The organism is Acidovorax soli (assembly GCF_900107605.1).
Taxonomy (GTDB): domain Bacteria; phylum Pseudomonadota; class Gammaproteobacteria; order Burkholderiales; family Burkholderiaceae_C; genus Acidovorax; species Acidovorax soli.
In genome coordinates this window covers 56,033-71,774 of the sequence record NZ_FNQJ01000011.1, presented here as the reverse complement: position 1 = coordinate 71,774, position 15,742 = coordinate 56,033, and the positions used below count along the sequence as shown (strand labels likewise).

Annotated in this window: 14 protein-coding genes, 1 pseudogene and 1 riboswitch; of the genes and pseudogenes, 6 read left to right on the top strand and 9 right to left on the bottom strand. The window is 67.6% G+C overall.

Annotation, left to right across the window (positions count from 1 at the left end; all coding sequences use genetic code 11):
* Positions 1–139 precede the first annotated feature (139 nt).
* Positions 140–1,477, bottom strand: coding sequence for a D-amino acid dehydrogenase (locus BLW02_RS09760; RefSeq protein WP_244273663.1), 1,338 nt, complete (start codon positions 1,475–1,477; stop codon positions 140–142).
* 92 nt (positions 1,478–1,569) lie between these two features.
* Positions 1,570–1,686: riboswitch (glycine riboswitch) on the bottom strand.
* Positions 1,687–1,904: 218 nt separating this feature from the next.
* Here BLW02_RS09760 and BLW02_RS09755 point away from each other — a divergent pair.
* Entirely contained in the window at positions 1,905–2,687 is a 783-nt protein-coding gene (locus BLW02_RS09755) for a 2-keto-4-pentenoate hydratase (protein WP_092698124.1), read from the top strand.
* 241 nt (positions 2,688–2,928) lie between these two features.
* Here the strand turns inward: BLW02_RS09755 and BLW02_RS09750 are convergent, their stop codons facing one another.
* On the bottom strand, positions 2,929–3,384 hold the full coding sequence (locus tag BLW02_RS09750; RefSeq protein ID WP_092698102.1) for a YXWGXW repeat-containing protein: 456 nt from the start codon (positions 3,382–3,384) through the stop codon (positions 2,929–2,931).
* 212 nt (positions 3,385–3,596) lie between these two features.
* Between BLW02_RS09750 and BLW02_RS09745 the strand changes: the two genes are divergently transcribed.
* Complete coding sequence (locus tag BLW02_RS09745; RefSeq protein WP_092698101.1) at positions 3,597–5,519, top strand: MFS transporter; 1,923 nt, start codon at positions 3,597–3,599, stop codon at positions 5,517–5,519.
* Positions 5,520–5,523: 4 nt separating this feature from the next.
* On the opposite strand, the gene BLW02_RS09740 is transcribed toward BLW02_RS09745, so the two are convergent.
* The gene (locus BLW02_RS09740) at positions 5,524–6,030 is read right to left on the bottom strand and encodes a YMGG-like glycine zipper-containing protein (RefSeq protein WP_092698123.1); all 507 of its coding nucleotides are present in this window, start codon (positions 6,028–6,030) and stop codon (positions 5,524–5,526) included.
* Between the two features lie 60 nt (positions 6,031–6,090).
* The gene (locus BLW02_RS09735; protein ID WP_208859715.1) at positions 6,091–6,522 is read right to left on the bottom strand and encodes a hypothetical protein; all 432 of its coding nucleotides are present in this window, start codon (positions 6,520–6,522) and stop codon (positions 6,091–6,093) included.
* A 209-nt stretch (positions 6,523–6,731) separates the two neighbouring features.
* Here BLW02_RS09735 and BLW02_RS20195 point away from each other — a divergent pair.
* A pseudogene (locus BLW02_RS20195) lies at positions 6,732–6,912 on the top strand (serine endopeptidase); the annotation flags it as partial.
* A gap of 97 nt (positions 6,913–7,009) precedes the next feature.
* Complete coding sequence (locus BLW02_RS09730; RefSeq protein ID WP_092698099.1) at positions 7,010–7,393, top strand: DUF3597 domain-containing protein; 384 nt, start codon at positions 7,010–7,012, stop codon at positions 7,391–7,393.
* A gap of 201 nt (positions 7,394–7,594) precedes the next feature.
* Here BLW02_RS09730 and tgt read toward each other — a convergent pair whose 3' ends face one another.
* Positions 7,595–8,767: a tRNA guanosine(34) transglycosylase Tgt gene (tgt, locus tag BLW02_RS09725; RefSeq protein ID WP_092698098.1), complete on the bottom strand. Its 1,173-nt coding sequence runs from the start codon at positions 8,765–8,767 to the stop codon at positions 7,595–7,597.
* 103 nt (positions 8,768–8,870) lie between these two features.
* On the opposite strand from tgt, the gene BLW02_RS09720 reads away from it, so the two are divergent.
* Positions 8,871–9,353 carry a universal stress protein gene (locus BLW02_RS09720; protein WP_092698097.1) on the top strand — a complete coding sequence of 161 codons (483 nt, stop codon included), beginning with the start codon at positions 8,871–8,873 and terminating at the stop codon, positions 9,351–9,353.
* Between the two features lie 222 nt (positions 9,354–9,575).
* Here the strand turns inward: BLW02_RS09720 and BLW02_RS09715 are convergent, their stop codons facing one another.
* From BLW02_RS09715 to BLW02_RS09705, 3 genes are all read right to left on the bottom strand, one after another.
* Positions 9,576–10,766 (bottom strand): phospholipase A, encoded by a 1,191-nt coding sequence (locus tag BLW02_RS09715; protein WP_244273662.1) that lies wholly within the window; start codon positions 10,764–10,766, stop codon positions 9,576–9,578.
* Positions 10,763–11,029, bottom strand: coding sequence for a hypothetical protein (locus BLW02_RS20190; RefSeq protein WP_244273661.1), 267 nt, complete (start codon positions 11,027–11,029; stop codon positions 10,763–10,765). The genes BLW02_RS09715 and BLW02_RS20190 overlap by 4 nt, the downstream gene beginning before the upstream one ends.
* 230 nt (positions 11,030–11,259) lie before the next feature.
* Positions 11,260–13,332 carry an ATP-dependent helicase gene (locus BLW02_RS09705; protein WP_092698094.1) on the bottom strand — a complete coding sequence of 691 codons (2,073 nt, stop codon included), beginning with the start codon at positions 13,330–13,332 and terminating at the stop codon, positions 11,260–11,262.
* 181 nt (positions 13,333–13,513) lie between these two features.
* On the opposite strand from BLW02_RS09705, the gene BLW02_RS09700 reads away from it, so the two are divergent.
* Entirely contained in the window at positions 13,514–14,467 is a 954-nt protein-coding gene (locus tag BLW02_RS09700; protein WP_092698093.1) for an AEC family transporter, read from the top strand.
* Between the two features lie 81 nt (positions 14,468–14,548).
* Here BLW02_RS09700 and BLW02_RS09695 read toward each other — a convergent pair whose 3' ends face one another.
* Entirely contained in the window at positions 14,549–15,739 is a 1,191-nt protein-coding gene (locus tag BLW02_RS09695) for a M20 aminoacylase family protein (protein ID WP_092698092.1), read from the bottom strand.
* Positions 15,740–15,742: the final 3 nt, after the last annotated feature.

Sequence of the window (15,742 nt, the reverse complement as noted above, 5' to 3'; positions counted from 1 at the left end):
AGTTGGCAGGGGCCAAACTCCCCGCGGCCAGCTGGCACGCCGATAGCATGGCCTGCGTATGCCCCTGGGCAGCGCAGGCTTTTTGATGGGTGCCTGCGGTTGCGCACAGGTGCCGCAGGCGCCCAAGGTCCTCCGCCTTTCAGGCGTTGTTCGCTGCCCGCTGGCTGGGTGCGGTCACGGCCATCTTGTGGCCCGGTGCCGCGCGGTCGGACGTGCCCGTGAAAGCAAAGTCCACCTCGGGTGCCAGCCCGCTCACGATATGGGCCAGCGCCTTGCCCGAGCCGCAGGCATGCGTCCAGCCCAGTGTGCCGTGGCCGGTGTTGAGGAACAGGTTGGCCACTTTGGTCTTGCCGATCAGCGGCACGTTGCTGGGTGTGGCGGGGCGCAGGCCGGTCCAGAACTGGGCCTGGCTGGCGTCGCCCGCGCCGGGGAAGAGCTGCTCCACGCGGCGCACGATGGCCTCGCAGCGCATCGGGTTCAGGTTGCGGTCATAGCCGTTCAATTCTGCCGTGCCGGCAATGCGCAAACGGTCTCCCTGCGCGCTGGTGTAGCGCGAGAACACCAGCTTGAATTCGTCGTCCGTCAGGCTCACCGCGTGGGCCATCGACGCGTTCTTGACCGGCATGGTCACCGAATAGCCCTTGGCTGGGTAGATGGGCAGGCGAATGCCCAGCGGCTGCGCCAGCAGCGGGCTGAACGAGCCCATGGCCAGCACGAAGGCGTCGCCGCGCACGCGCTCGAAGCGGCCCTCGGCATTGGTCAGCTCCACATGGTCGATATGGCCACCGGCCTCGCGCAGCGCCGTGATGTGGTGGCCCATGCGGAATTGCACGCCCGCCGCCGCGCACAGCCGGGCCAGTTCGCGGGTGAACTGGTTGGCATCGCCCGACTCGTCCTCGGCCGTGTAGGTGGCGCCGGCCAGTTGCGGGCGGATGTGGGCGAGGGCTGGCTCGATGCGCACGGCCTCGTCGGCGCTGATGACCTGGCGCTCGCAGCCGAGCTGGCGCATCTGCTCGGCCGGGGCCAGCGCGCCGTCGAACTCCTTGGCGTTGGTATAGAAGTGCAGGATGCCCTGTGTGCGCTGGTCGTACGCGATGCCGGTGGCCGCGCGCAGCTGCTGCAGCACGCTGCGGCTGTAGGTGCCCAGGCGCACGATCTGCTCGATGTTGTGGCGCGTGCGCGCCGGGGTGCAGTTGCGCAAGAACTGCAGGCCCCACAGCCACTGGCGCATGTCGGCACGCAGGCGGAACAAGAGCGGTGCATCTTCCTGGCCCAGCCATTGCAGCACCTTGAGCGGCGCGCTGGGGTTGGCCCAGGGCTCGGCATGGCTCACCGAGATCTGGCCACCGTTGGCAAAACTGGTCTCGGCACCGGGTGTGCCCTGGCGGTCGATCACCGTGACCTCGTGGCCGAGTTGTTGCAGGAAATACGCCGAAGTCACGCCGAGCAGGCCGGCACCTAAAACGATCACGCGCATGATTTTCAAAGCCTTTCTGGGCTCTGGCACTTGACAGGCGTGCGGTAGCAGCTATTGCTTCAATAGCGTGCAGCCGGCGCGTCTGCCAAGCTGCCGCTCCCCCTGTCCTTGGTACCTGAGAGATTCACCGCAATCGCCGGCATGGCGCGTGGTTTGCTCCTTCGGTGCGCCACGCGTGTAGGTCGTGGCGGCTCTCCAGACGGCTTTGTTGAATGGTGCAGTACGGAACCTGAGCGTGTATGGGAGTTTGCGCCTTCGGTGAAGCGGACGGTGCCGCTGACTCTCCTGCGAGGCCGATTCTAGGCGGCACTGCGGCGCAAAAGGGGGCTGTGTGCGCTAATGGATGGCAATCGTTGCTGATGCTGGACGGGCGCAGAAACTGGTGCCTCGCCATAATCCGCCAAGCTTTATCCCCAGGATGCCTGCCATGCCCGATACCGCCTTTGATCCCTTTGCCAGCGCGGCCTTGCTCACCATGGCGCGCCAGGGGCGCATGCCCCGGCCGCTCGATCTGCCCGCTGCGCTGCGCCCGTGCAATGCGGCCCAGGCCTATGCCGTGCAGGACGCCGTGGTGCGCGAGCGCGGCGAGATCGCTGGCTGGAAGGTGGGCGCCGCATCGCCCCAGGCGCTGCCCGCGCGCGCGGCGCTCACCCGCGATTCGGTGGCGGTAGCGCCAACCGGGCAGGCCGTGCATTTGCCTGCCGCAGGCTTTGCCGTGATGGGGGTCGAGGCTGAGCTGGTGTACGAGCTGGGTGCCGACCTGCCCGAGCGCACCGCGCCCTACAGCCCGGCCGAGGTGCTGGCGGCCATGGCGTCGGTGCGCGCCGCCATCGAGGTGTGCGACACGCGCTTTGCCGCCTGGGCCCAGCAGGGCGAGTTCAGCCGCCTGGCCGACCAGGCCTGCCATGGCGCATTGGTGGTGGGTTCGGGGTCGGCCGACGTGGCTGCGGTCCAGCCCCTGGTGCAGCCGGTGCATCTGTCCGTCAACGGCACGGTGGCCGTGCAGCACGCCGCCTGGGGCAACCCGGCGGGCGACCCGCTGCGGCTGCTGGTGTGGCTGGCCAACGAGGGCGCGCGCAGCCTGGGCGGCCTGCGTGCGGGCCAGTGGGTGACCACGGGCTCGTGCACCGGCACCGTGCTGGTGGCGCCGGGCACGGTGGTGGTGGCCGACTTCCCGGGCCTGGGCCACGCCGAGCTGCACCTGGTCTGATTCCTTTTCCAAACCCTCCGTGTCGTCGTTGCTTCGCCTTGCCGTGCTGCAGCACTGTCTGCGGCTTCGCTCGTGCCCATGCAAGCAGCCGGGGCGTGCCATCGCCCGATTTCACTCCAACCCTTTGGGCAAGGTGCTTGTGCGACCCCGAAAAGATCTTGAACGGGTTCTTCGACACGAATGATTTGGGAAAGGAATGACCCCCCGGGGAAACCGCAGGGGGGCCGCCTGCGCCGCAAGATCAGTTGCGGCGCGGGTTGTCGGGCTGGCGGTCGTGGCGGTTGGGCACGCCATCGCCATCGCGGTCGTACCGGTCGTAGCGGTTGGCTGCACCGTCCCGGTCACGGTCCCAGCCGCCGCGCTGCATGGCCCAGCGGCCGTCATGCTCGGCCCAGCGGGGCTCGCGGTAGTGGTAGCCGGGACGTGCCTTCACCCAGTAGCCCGCCATCCATACATGGCGGTGGCCGCGCCATTCCCAGTGGCCGGGCACCCACGCCATGCCGCGCCGGGGGCGGGGCGCGGCCTCATGGCGCGGAGGCGGCGGTGCCTGGTATTGCACCAGGGCCGGCGCGGGGCGCTGGTACTGGGGGCTGCCGGACTGGATGATGACGGTGGCGCCGACCTGTGCGTGCGCCGCCGTCAGGGCGCTCAGCGACAGCAGGGCGATGGAAGCGGCGGCGAGGGCATTGCGTGCCATGGTGTACTCCTCAGAAATGATTCCGTGCGGAACCGGGAGCCTTGATCATTGGGGCGCTGTGTCAAGCGCACATAGGCGCTGTGCGAAGTGTTGTGAAGTGGTGTATCCGCGTGCCACCACGCGCGCACCTTGCAAGCCTGTGCCAGCGCAGGGTGTGTGTCATGGAGGCTGTGCAAAATTGCAGGCTACGGCAACACAAAGGAGCAGTCTGCATGGCGGATGAAAAGAGAGATGCGGCGCACGCAGACCCCAACCAGTTCGCCCTGCTGCGCCAGCGCCGCTTTGCGCCGTTCTTCTGGACGCAGTTCTCCGGTGCGGCCAACGACAACCTGTTCAAGTTCGCCTTCACGGTGATGGTCACCTACCAGCTCAGCGTGTCGTGGCTGCCGCCCGCGATGGCGGGGCTGGTGATCGGGGCGCTGTTCATCCTGCCGTTTTTGCTGTTCTCGGCCACGTCGGGGCAGCTCGCCGACAAATACGACAAGACGCGCATGATCCGCTTCGTGAAGAGCCTGGAGATCGCCATCATGCTGGTGGCGTCGGGCGGGTTCATGGCGGGCAATGTGCCGGTGCTGTTGCTGTGCACCTTTTTGATGGGCGTGCACTCCACGCTGTTCGGGCCGGTCAAGTTCGCCTACCTGCCCCAGGTGCTCAGCGAGCGCGAGCTCACGGGCGGCAATGGCATGGTCGAGATGGGCACCTTCGTGGCCATCTTGCTGGGCAACGTGGCCGGCGGCCTGCTGGTGGCCTTGCCTGGCATCGGCCACACCACCGTGGCCGTGGCCTGCGTGGTGCTGGCGCTGCTGGGGCGTGCCGTGGCGCAGTTCATCCCCTCCGCGCCCGCCACCGACCCGGGCCTCGCCATCCACTGGAACCCCTTCACCGAAACCTGGCGCAACCTGAAACTGGCGCACGAGAACATCGTGGTGTTCCGCTCGCTGCTGGGCATCAGCTGGATGTGGTTCTTCGGCGCCGTTTTCCTCAGCCAGTTCCCCAGCTTTGCCAAGGAGGTGCTGCACGGCAACGAGCAGGTGGCTTCGCTGCTGCTGGTGGTGTTTTCCATTGGCATCGGCACCGGTGCGCTGCTGTGCGAGGTGCTGTCGCGCCGCCATGTCGAGATCGGCCTGGTGCCGCTCGGGGCCATCGGCATGAGTGTGTTTGCCATCGATCTGTACTTTGCCTCGCGCAGCCTTCCGGCCTCCGAGGTCATGCAGCTCGCCGCCTTTCTCGTCCAGCCCGCGCACTGGCGCGTGATGGCCGACCTGGCGCTGCTCAGCCTGTTTGCCGGCCTGTACAGCGTGCCCATGTATGCGCTGATCCAGATGCGCAGCCAGCCCACGCACCGCGCGCGCATCATCGCGGCCAACAACATCCTCAATGCGCTGTTCATGATCGCCAGCGCGGTCATCGCGGGCGCGCTGCTGGGTGCGGGGTTCACGGTGCCGCAGGTCTTTCTGTTCACGGCCATCGCCAACGCCGTGGTGGCGTTCTATATCTTCCTGCTGGTGCCCGAATACCTGCTGCGCTTCGTGGCCTGGGTGCTCTCGCGTTTCGTCTATCGCTTCAAGGTGCAGGGCGATGAGCATCTGCCCACCACCGGCGCCGCCATCCTGGCCTGCAACCATGTGAGCTTTGTCGATGCCGTGCTGCTCATGGCTGCCAGCCCGCGCCCGATCTGCTTCGTGATGGACCACCGCATCTTCCGCGTGCCGGTGCTGGGCTGGCTGTTCCGCCTGGCCAAGGCGATTCCGATCGCACCGCAAAAGGAAGACCCACGCGTGTACGAGGCCGCTTTCGAGCGAGCCGCCCAGGTGCTGCGTGCAGGCGACCTGCTGGCCATCTTTCCCGAGGGCGGCATCACCCGCGACGGGCAGTTGCAAGCGTTCAAGGGCGGCATCATGAAGATCATCGAGCGCGCGCGGCAAGACGGCATCGAGGCGCCGGTGATTCCCATGGCGCTGACCAACCTGTGGGGCTCGTATTTCAGCCGCATCGAACAGGGCGACGCGATGGTGCGGCCGTTCCGGCGCGGTTTGTTCAACCGGGTGGGGTTGAATGTGGGCGCCGCCGTGGCGCCCGCCCAGGCGCAGCCCGAACTGCTGCGCGCGCATGTGGCACGCCTGCTGGCGGCCTGACCGGCTAGCGCCGCCAATAGCCGGGCGGAGGCGGCGGCATGGGCGTGCCGTAGCCCGGCCCCATGGCGCCCGGGCTGGTGAGCATGCGGCCGTACACCGGAACCTGGTGGTCGCGGGCATACATGCATTGCACGTAGGCACTGTCGTAGCCCCGCTGGCCACCATGGGCGCTGGACTGGGCATTGCTGGCACCGACCGACGAGCCCATCAGCAGGCCCATGCCAGCGCCCACCGCCGCACCTTCGTGGTTGCCGCCGAGCGCGGCGCCCGCCAGGGCCCCGACCGCCGTGCCCACCACCGCGCTGCCCACCGCGCCCTGGTTGGCCGCGTCAGTGGCGCCGCCGATCTGCATGTGTGCGTATTGCCGGCAGTTGACGTCGTCATACCGGAATTGCTCGAAGCTCTTGGTGCTGCCGGGCAGCACCGTCACGCTGGGGCCGGTGGGCATCACCGTGCAGGCGGCCAGGGTCAGTGCCAGCAGCGGCACAGCGGTGAGGGAAAGGACTCTCATCATGCTTTCTCCGAGTGGAAATGGAATATCGGCCGTGCGCCAGGGTGTGCCTTGCGCCCCTCAGTTCGCTGGCGGTTGCGCCGGCACCTGCAGCCAGCCGCCCGGGCATTGGGTGACATAGGGGTAGTAGCCATCGGGCTGGTTGCAGCGGTACCAGTAGCCCTGTGGCTGCTGCCCATCGGCGCCCCCGTTGTAGCCCGTGCCTTCGTTGCCGCGCTCGATGTACACGGGCGGCTCTGCAGGCACTGCAATCACCGCTGGCGCAGGGTACGGCTCGGGGTAATAGTAGGGGTAAGGGTAGGCAGGGCGGTACATCGGATAACCGAAGCCCGGCCCCAGGTAACCCGGCCCCAGGTAAAGGCCGATACCGACCCGCCCACCCCGGTGCCCATGGCCGCGCCCGTCCCTATCCGCCCACGCCAGGCTGCTCGCGCCCAACGCCACGGCGGCCACTCCCGCCCACGCGAGAGGTCGAAAATTTCGCCACATCATGATTTCATCCCGCTGATCCGAAGGAGAGGGGTTGGGGCCCTGTTCAAGAGGGAAAGTTCCTCCCCCATAGTACCCCGGTGCCAGGGCTGCTGCGAAGCATGGTCCAGCAGGGTATTGGTGGATTGGAATCTTGATGAAAACAGGTTGCGGAGGCCGCGCAGGCGCGGCTGGGCAAGCTTGAAGCCGCCGGCTACGAAAAGCGCAACGCCGAGCGCCGCAAGGAGCCGGGCTACGACGGTCCCTGGCACGCCTGGCCAAAAGCGTGTGCACAGGCTGCAAGCGCCCGGGGGACCTGAAAACGACAAGATCGATTTTTGCCCGCACTGCGGCCATTGCCGTACGCGCAAGAGTGCGTTTGCGCGCCTTTGCCATGCCTGCAGCACCTGCGCCTGCCACATCCGCGTGATACAAAGGCCGGCGGTGTTCGGGGTTTCACCCCGGGTGCCGCCGGTTACACCATCCTCAACGCCATCTTGGGAGCACAGCCATGGGTTTCTTTTCCAACATCTTTTCCAAAATCTTCCCGTCGGCCAACGCCGCCGAGGTCGTCGTTGCGCCGCCAGCCCCGGCCGCTGCTGGCGCGCCTGCTGCACCTGCCGCGCCGGCGTCCATCCCGCTGGGCGACGTGGCCCCCATCCTGGATGCCATGCCGGGCGCCAGCGGGCTGAACTGGCGCACCTCCATCGTCGATCTGCTCAAGCTGCTGGGTCTGGACAGCAGCCTGTCCGCGCGCAAGGAGCTGGCCGGCGAACTGCTGTACAGCGGCAGCGACGAACCCGGCTCGGCCGCCTGGAACATCTGGCTGCACAAGCAGGTGATGCGCAGCATCGCCGCCAACGGCGGTACCCTGCCACCCGATCTGCGCGACTGATCCGCGCCGGCGCACATCGCCGTGCGCCCCAGCGGGCACCTGCCACCAGCGTGTGGCAGATTTTTTTTGGGGAGCATTGGCAACAGTGCTGCGGTGAAATCAGGGTGAAAAGTGGCTCTGGCGCTTGTGGGGTAAGCGCGTGCAGCTATATGAAAAACAGCAATTGACCAAGCGCGCGCTGCAGCCGCGTGCTTGGCATCCTCACACCCCCCGCGCGCGGTCTGTCTTGAACTGCGCCCGGAACTGCGCAAACTGCCCGGCCTCCAGCGCCGCGCGCACCTCGCGCATCAGGTTCAGGTAGTAGTGCAGGTTGTGGATGGTGGTGAGCATGGGGCCGAGCATTTCGCCGCAGCGGTCCAGGTGGTGCAGGTAGGCGCGGCTGAAACCCGCGCGCCCGCCTTCGTTCCACGGAACGCCCGCACTGCCGGCGCAGGCGTGGCAGCTGCAGGTGGTGTCGAGCGGCTGGTGGTCGGTCTTGTGGCGGGCATTGCGGATTTTCAGGTCGCCAAAGCGCGTGAACAGCGTGCCGTTGCGCGCATTGCGCGTGGGCATCACGCAGTCGAACATGTCCACGCCCTGCGCCACGCCCTCGACCAGGTCTTCGGGCGTGCCCACGCCCATCAGGTAGCGCGGCTTGTGGGCGGGCAGCAGATGCGGCGTGTGCGCCATGATGCGCAGCATCTCGTCCTTGGGCTCACCCACGCTCACGCCGCCCACGGCGTAGCCGGGGAAATCCATCTCCACCAGGCGCTCCAGCGACTCGGCGCGCAGGTTCTCGTACATGCCGCCCTGCACGATGCCAAACAGGGCATTGGGGTTGTTCAGGCGCGCAAATTCGTCTTTGCTGCGCTGGGCCCAGCGCAGGCTCATCTCCATGCTCTTGCGCGCCTCGGCCTCGGTGGTCAGATGCCCCTTGGTTTCATACGGCGTGCATTCGTCGAGCTGCATCACGATGTCGCTGTTGAGCGTGGTCTGGATCTGCATGCTCACCTCGGGCGACATGAAGAGCTTGTCGCCGTTGACGGGAGACGCAAAGTGCACGCCCTCTTCGGTGATCTTGCGCATGGCGCCCAGGCTCCAGACCTGGAAGCCCCCCGAGTCGGTGAGGATGGGTTTGTCCCATTTTTCAAAGGCATGCAGGCCGCCAAAGCTTTGCATGACCTCCTGGCCGGGGCGCATCCACAGGTGGAAGGTGTTGCCCAGGATGATCTGCGCGCCCATGTCGTGCAGGCTTTGCGGCATGACGCCCTTGACGGTGCCATAGGTGCCCACGGGCATGAAGATGGGGGTTTGCACCACGCCGTGGTTGAGCGTGAGCTGGCCGCGGCGGGCGTGGCTGGTAGGGTCGGTTTTGAGAAGGTCAAACTGGAGCATGGGCGCGATTGTCCCAGATGGGCCATCTCCCCCTGCGCGCGCCGCGCCCCGCCAGGGCGCCGCTACACTGGCCCGGATGGTTCAATAAAAAGGAGTGCTTGCCATGCTCAAGATTCTGATTGCCGTGGATGGTTCGGCCCTGTCGCTGGATGCCGTGCACCATGCGCTGCGGCTGGTGCAGGACGGCCTGCGCGCCAGCGTGGTGCTGGCCAATGTGCAAGAGCCCGCGTCGCTGTACGAGCTGGTGGTGTCGCGCGACCCCGACCTGATCGCCGCCGCCAGCATCGAGGCGGGCGAGCACCTGATGGCCCCGGCCCGCGCGTTGCTGCAGGCGGCCGGCCTGGCCTGCGAAACCGCCGTGGGCGTGGGCGACCCGGCGCATGTGCTGGTGGACATCATCGAAAGCTCGGGCTGCGACATGGTCGTCATCGGTGCGCGCGGCCAGGGGGCCATCAGCAGCGCGCTGCTGGGATCGGTGTCGCAGGAACTGGCCCATGCCAGCCCGGTGCCGGTGACCATCGTGAAGCACCCGGAGGTGCCGGAGCAGGAAGACGACGCAGAGGGTGCTGCAGACCTTGCCACCTGAGCTGCAGAGGCGGCAAGGGCCGCTCGCGGCGGCCCTGGTGGGTGGTGGCGGCTGGCCAGGCGCTTGAACATGCGCCGCATGTAGCCGTTCACCCGCAGGCATTGCTTGGGTCCGTCCACCGGCAGCGGGCCTGATACCGCCGCGATGCCATTGGCCCTGTCTTGGGCGCCCGCCGCACGCAGGCGCCGGCGCGTGTTGTGGGCCCACGACTGGGGATGTACGCTAGAAGTCCACCAGGCTCAGCCCCAGGCTGAATACCGTGCGCTTCCTGTTGTAGTCGATCATGCTGTCGCCGTAGCCGCTGAACAGCTGGGTGTGCAGGCGCAGGTTGCTCTTGCTGCTGCCCAGGCCGAAGCCCAGGGTTTGCAGCCATTCCAGCCGGGCCGAGCCGCGCCCGCTGCTGGACAGCGAGTGGCGCAGCGTGGCGCCCAGGGTGTTGTCCTTGTCCAGGTTCCAGAATGCCTTCACCTCGCCCCGGCCGATGTAGTCGCTGATGCCGGGGTTGTCGTCGTCGGGGCTGTTTTCGGACAGGCGTTTCCAGATGCGCGCCTGGATGTGCCAGCGGTTGTCCAGCTCCATGCCGGTCATGAGGTAGACGCGGTTCCAGCTGCGCGACAAGGGGTTGCTCTGGCCGTTGGACTGGTGCACCAGTCCGGCGCCGCTGTAGCGCCAGCGCCAGCCAAAGGGCAGCCGGGCGTCGGTGGGGTAGACATACATCACCTCCGGCTCATGGTCGGTGGTGCGGAAGGGGCGCGAGATGCCGGGGCTGAACAGCTGCCAGTACGACTGCTGCGTGTAGCCAAACCACAGCGAATCCTTGAGCGTGGGGTGGCCCTGGGTGAGCATGCCCTGGGCGATCTTGGTGCGCACCGACAGCTGGATGCGGTTTTCGGTGCGATGGTAGGGGGTGGACTCTGTCGCGGTGCGGCCATCGGCGTCCGAGCTGGGCTGGCGGTTCACGTTGCTGCTTGCCACCACCGACACCGACAGCGGCCGGTAGCCGCGAAAGCCGAAGGTGCCGCAGTTGCTGCCCGACTCCAGTTCCCAGAAGCGCGAGAGGTCGCTGTACTGCGTGTCGCGGCAGCCTTCGGTCTGGGCCACATCGATGATGCGCGTGGCCGGCAGCCGGGTGTCCACCGGCAGCGGCACCGCCGCAGGGTCGGCGGCGTCCTCTGTGCTGGCCGCAGCCGATGCCGCGGGCGCCTGCCAGGCCTGTTGGCCGGCCCACTGGTCGAAGCAGGCCAGGCGGGCCTGGTGGTCGTTGTCCAGGGCCGCGCAGCGGCGCCAGGCGTTGTCGGCGCTGGCGGGCGCGGAGGCGTTTGCGCTAGTGGCAGCGGATCCGGTCTGGGCCAGGGCGGCCCCGGCTGGCGCCAGCAGCGCCAGCACCAGGGCGGTGCCGTGGCGCGCGCTCATTGCCAGCCCGGCTGCTTGCGCAGCACGAAAGCAAGAGAGAGGGTGGGGTGGACGTTGTTCCATGTTCCGCGTATTTCCTGGCCACAACTGCCATCGACCACCTGGCCGGTCCAGGTGGCGCTGATGTTGGTGCCGTTGATCGATTCTTCCAAGGCCAGCTCGCCCGCATCCACATCGCCGCTGAGCAATGCACTGGCGTCGCCGCGCTGCACGGTGCCGCGCACGCTCTCGGCCAGCTCGGGATGGGGACCCAACTGCAGCACGGCCGTGGTGGCGGGTGCTGGCGCTGCATCGGGTGCGGCGGGCTGCAGCGTGGCGTGCCAGCGGCCTTGCAGGTGTTGATGATTCAGGTCAACCGCAGCCGGGCAAGCGGTGGTGGATTGTGGATCACTTTGGCTTGCAGCGCTTGTAGGAGAAGAGCTTATTGCTATCAAAATGTAAGCAATCGCTAGCCAGAGTGCGGGCCATGCCCTGGAGTTCGGGGTGCGTGGTGTCATGCGCTGGGCGCCGCACTGGCGGCCTGTGCCTTGGCGGCAAATTCGGCGCGCAAGGCCTTGAGCTTTTCGCGCGGGTCTTCGCGCGTGGTGGCTTTGTCCAGGCCCATCTCTGAAATGAAGCGGCTGGGCCGCGCGGCCACCATCTCGCGGCCCTTCTTGCGTTTTTTGGTCCAGCTCACGGCCAGCGTGCGCTGGGCGCGGGTGATGCCCACATACATCAGGCGGCGCTCTTCCTGCAGGCGCTGCAGGGTGTCGTCGGCCACCTTCAGCTGGCGGCCTTCGTCGTCGTCGAGCTTGAAGGGCAGCATGCCCTCGGTCACGCCGACCAGCACCACATGGGGCCACTCCAGCCCCTTGCTGGCGTGCAGGGTCGACAGCGTGACCATGTCCTGCTCCTGCTCGCGCTCGCTGATGGTGGACAGCAGCGCAATGGTCTGCGACACCTCCAGCAGGCTTTTCGTCTCCTTGGCCACCATGGCGCCTGCCGTGTCGTCGATCTGGCCGCCCGCGCGCTGGGCCATCCAGTCGCAGAACTCCAGCACGTTGCTCCAGCGGGCGGCGGCCACCTTTTCGCTGTCTTCGCCGTCGTACAGGTGCTGCTCGTAGCCGATTTCCTGGAGCCATTCGGTCAGGAAGGTGCGCGCATTCTCGGCGCCGTGCGTGTGGCGGGCGCGGTGCTCCAGGTCGTTGATGTAGCGGCCGAACTCGTGCAGGCCATCGAGCGCACGCTTGGGCACGGCCGCCGGCAGCATGCCGTTGAACAGTGCACCGAACATGCTCTGCTTGTGCTGCGTGGCAAACGCTCCCAGGGCCGCCAGCGTGGTGTGGCCGATGCCGCGCTTGGGGCTGCCGATGGCGCGCAGAAATGCCGGGTCGTCGTCGTTGTTGATCCACAGGCGAAACCAGGCGCACAGGTCCTTGATCTCGGCGCGGTCGAAAAAGCTCGTGCCGCCCGACACCTTGTACGGAATGCTGGCCTTGCGCAGCGCCTTCTCGAACGGCTTGGCCTGGTGGTTGGCGCGGTACAGGATGGCAAAGCTCTTCCAGTCCGGCGGCGGGTTGGCAGCGGCGCGCAGGCTCTGGATGCGGGCCACGGCGCGGTCGGCCTCGTGCTCCTCGGTGTCGGCATCGACCACGCGCACGGGTTCACCCTCGCCCAGTTCGCTGAACAGCGTCTTGGGAAACAGCTTGGGGTTGGGCCCGATCACGTTGTTGGCCGCGCGCAGGATGGCGCTGGTGGAGCGGTAGTTCTGCTCCAGCTTGATGACCTGGAGCGCGGGGTAGTCCAGCGGCAGTTTCCGGAGGTTGTCGAGCGTGGCGCCGCGCCAGCCGTAGATGGATTGGTCATCGTCGCCCACGGCCGTGAAATGGCCGCGTTCGCCCACCAGCAGCTTGAGCAGCTCGTACTGCGTGGCATTGGTGTCCTGGTACTCATCGACCAGCACATGGGCCAGGGCCGCCTGCCACTTGGCGCGCACCTCCGGGAAGTCGCGCAGCAGCCTGAGCGGCATGCCGATCAGGTCGTCGAAGTCCACGCTCTGGTAGGCCGCCAGGCGCTCTTCGTAGCGCGCCATCACCACGGCAATGCTGCGCTCGTTGTCGTCGGCCGCCTGGGCCAGGGCCTGCGCGGCATCGAGCCCCATGTTCTTCCACTTGCTGATGGTCCACTGCCACTGGCGCGCCGTGGCCAGGTCGGTGGTGCCGCCGGCGGCGTCTTTCAGAATGCCGGCCACGTCGTCGGCATCCATGATGCTGAACTGGGGCTTGAGGCCCAGCACGGCGCCGTCCTCGCGCACCATGCGCACGCCCAGGGCGTGGAAGGTGCACACCAGCACATCCTTGGCCCGGCGGCCGATGAGGCCCTTGGCCCGTTCGCGCATTTCGGCAGCGGCCTTGTTGGTGAAGGTGATGGCGGCAATGCGCCGGGGCTCCGTGCCGCGCTCGATCATGTGGGCGATCTTGTGCGTGATCACCCGCGTCTTGCCCGAGCCCGCGCCGGCCAGCACTAGGCAGGGGCCTTCGGTGTAATGGACAGCCTGAAGCTGGGCGAGATTGAGTCCGGCGGACATGGAGGGGGCGAGGGGAAGACGGGGAAAAGCGCGGAAAGTGCAGGGGGCGGACGACGCAGAGCGCGCAATGATACAGAGCCTGGGGTGGGCATGGCCCGCCCGGCGCGGTGGCGGTGGGGTGCAATAAATTTCACATGGCGAAGCGGTACCGGCAAAGCCTGCGCCTGCGAGAATCCCCGCCGTGCTGTCTGTTCTGCTTGTTACCTTTCCTTTCTTTGCGCTCGTGCTCTGTGGCTATCTGGCCGCGCGCAGCGGCGTGCTGCCGCAGCCCGCCATCCCGGGGCTCAACGCCTTCGTGCTGTATTTCGCGCTGCCCTGCATGTTGTACCGCTTCGGGGCCAGCACCCCTATCGGGCAACTGCTGGACCCGGCCGTGGCGGGCGTGTACCTGCTGTGCGCGCTGGTCATGGTGGGCGGCACGGTGGCACTCACCCGTAACGCGCGCATCGGCTGGAATGACGCCGCCTTTGGCGCCCTGGTGGCGGCTTTCCCCAACACCGGCTTCATGGGTGCGCCCCTGCTGGTGGCACTGCTGGGGGCGCAAAGCGCGGGCCCGGTCATCGTCACCCTCGTGATGGACATGGTCATCACCAGCTCGCTGTGCATTGCGCTGTCGCGGCTGGACGGCGCGGGCACCCACGGCGTGGGCGTGGCGCTGAAGAATGCCTTCAGGGGCATGGCCACCAACCCCATGCCCTGGTCGATTGCGCTGGGCGCGCTGGCATCGGCCCTGCAGTTCAGCTTGCCCGGCCCGGTGGAAAAAACCGTGGCCATGCTGGCCGATGCCGCCTCGCCCGTGGCGCTGTTCACCATCGGCGCCGTGCTGGCGCGCTCGCAGATGAACCAGCACGAGCAGGTACCGCTGCGCGACTATGTGCCCATTGCCCTGGCCAAGCTGCTGCTGCACCCGCTGCTGGTGTGGGGCGTGGGCCGGACAGCCATCGCGCTGGGCGTGCCGCTGTCGCCGTTTGCGCTCACCGTGCTGGTGCTGCTGGCCGCCCTGCCCAGCGCCAGCAATGTCTCGCTGCTGGCTGAGCGCTTCGGCGCCCACAACGGCCGCATCGCACGGATCATCCTGGTGTCCACGGCGCTGGCGTTTCTGAGCTTCTCGGGTGCCGTTGCGCTGCTGGTGTGAATGCGATTGGGGCGGATTCAAGTCCAGGTGCCTCAAAAATCGTTGCCATTCACGGCATGCGCGCGTCGGTGCGTTCAGCGTTCAGGTCGGATCAACGAGGTAGCGTTCGGCCAGCCGCACCCAGTAGGCGCTGCCCACCGCGATGTTGCGGTCCTCGAAGTCGTAGCCCGGGTTGTGCACCATGCAGGCGCCATGGCCGCCGGTGGCTGCGTCGCCGTTGCCGATCAACAGGTAGCTGCCGGGCACGTCTTCCAGCATGAAGGCAAAGTCCTCGCTGCCGGTCAGGGGCTCGGCCTGCTCGGTTACCTGCGCGTCGCCCACCAGTTCGCGGCCCACCTGGCGCGCAAACTCGGTCTCGGCCGGGGTGTTGACCAGCACCGGGTAGCCACCGCGGAAGTCCACCTCGGCCCGCACGCCATAGCTCTGCGCCTGGGCTTCCACCAGCTCACGGATGCGGCGGTTGAGCAGTTCGCGCACGCCGCGGTCCAGCGAGCGCACGCTGAGCTTGAGCGTGGCCGTCTGTGGAATCACGTTGTTGGCCTCGCCCGCCTGGAACGCGCCCACGGTGATCACCGCCATCTGCAGGGGCGGCACGTTGCGCGCCACAATGCTCTGCAGGCCCAGCACGATGGCCGAGCCCGCCACCACCGGGTCGGCGCTGTGGTGCGGCATGGCGCCGTGCCCGCCCACGCCGTGCAGCGTGATGGTGATGTTTTCGCTGGACGCCATGAAGGCCCCGGTGCGAAACAGCAGGTGCCCTGGCGGGTGGCCGGGCATGTTGTGCATGGCAAAGAGTGCGTCGCACGGAAAGCGCTGGAACAGGCCGTCGTCCATCATCTTGCGGGCGCCGCCCAGGCCTTCCTCGGCGGGCTGGAAGATGAGGTTGAGCGTGCCGCTGAACTGCCCGTGGTGCGCCAGGTGGTGCGCTGCGGCCAGCAGCATGGCGGTGTGGCCGTCGTGGCCGCAGGCATGCATCAGGCCGGCGTGGCAACTGGCATGGGGCAGGCCCGTGGCTTCGGTGATGGGCAGCGCGTCCATGTCGGCGCGCAGGCCCAGGCGGCGGGTGCCGGCGCCGCGGCGCAGCTGGCCCACCACGCCGGTGCCGCCCAGGCCGCGCGTCACGGCATAGCCCCACTGCGTGAGCTTTTCGGCCACCAGGGCGCTGGTGCGCAGTTCCTGGAATCCCAGCTCGGGGTGGCGGTGCAGGTCGCGCCGCAGCGCCACAAAGGTGTCGGCCTGCGCGAGCAAGGCCTCGGGAATCGCACGGTCCATGGG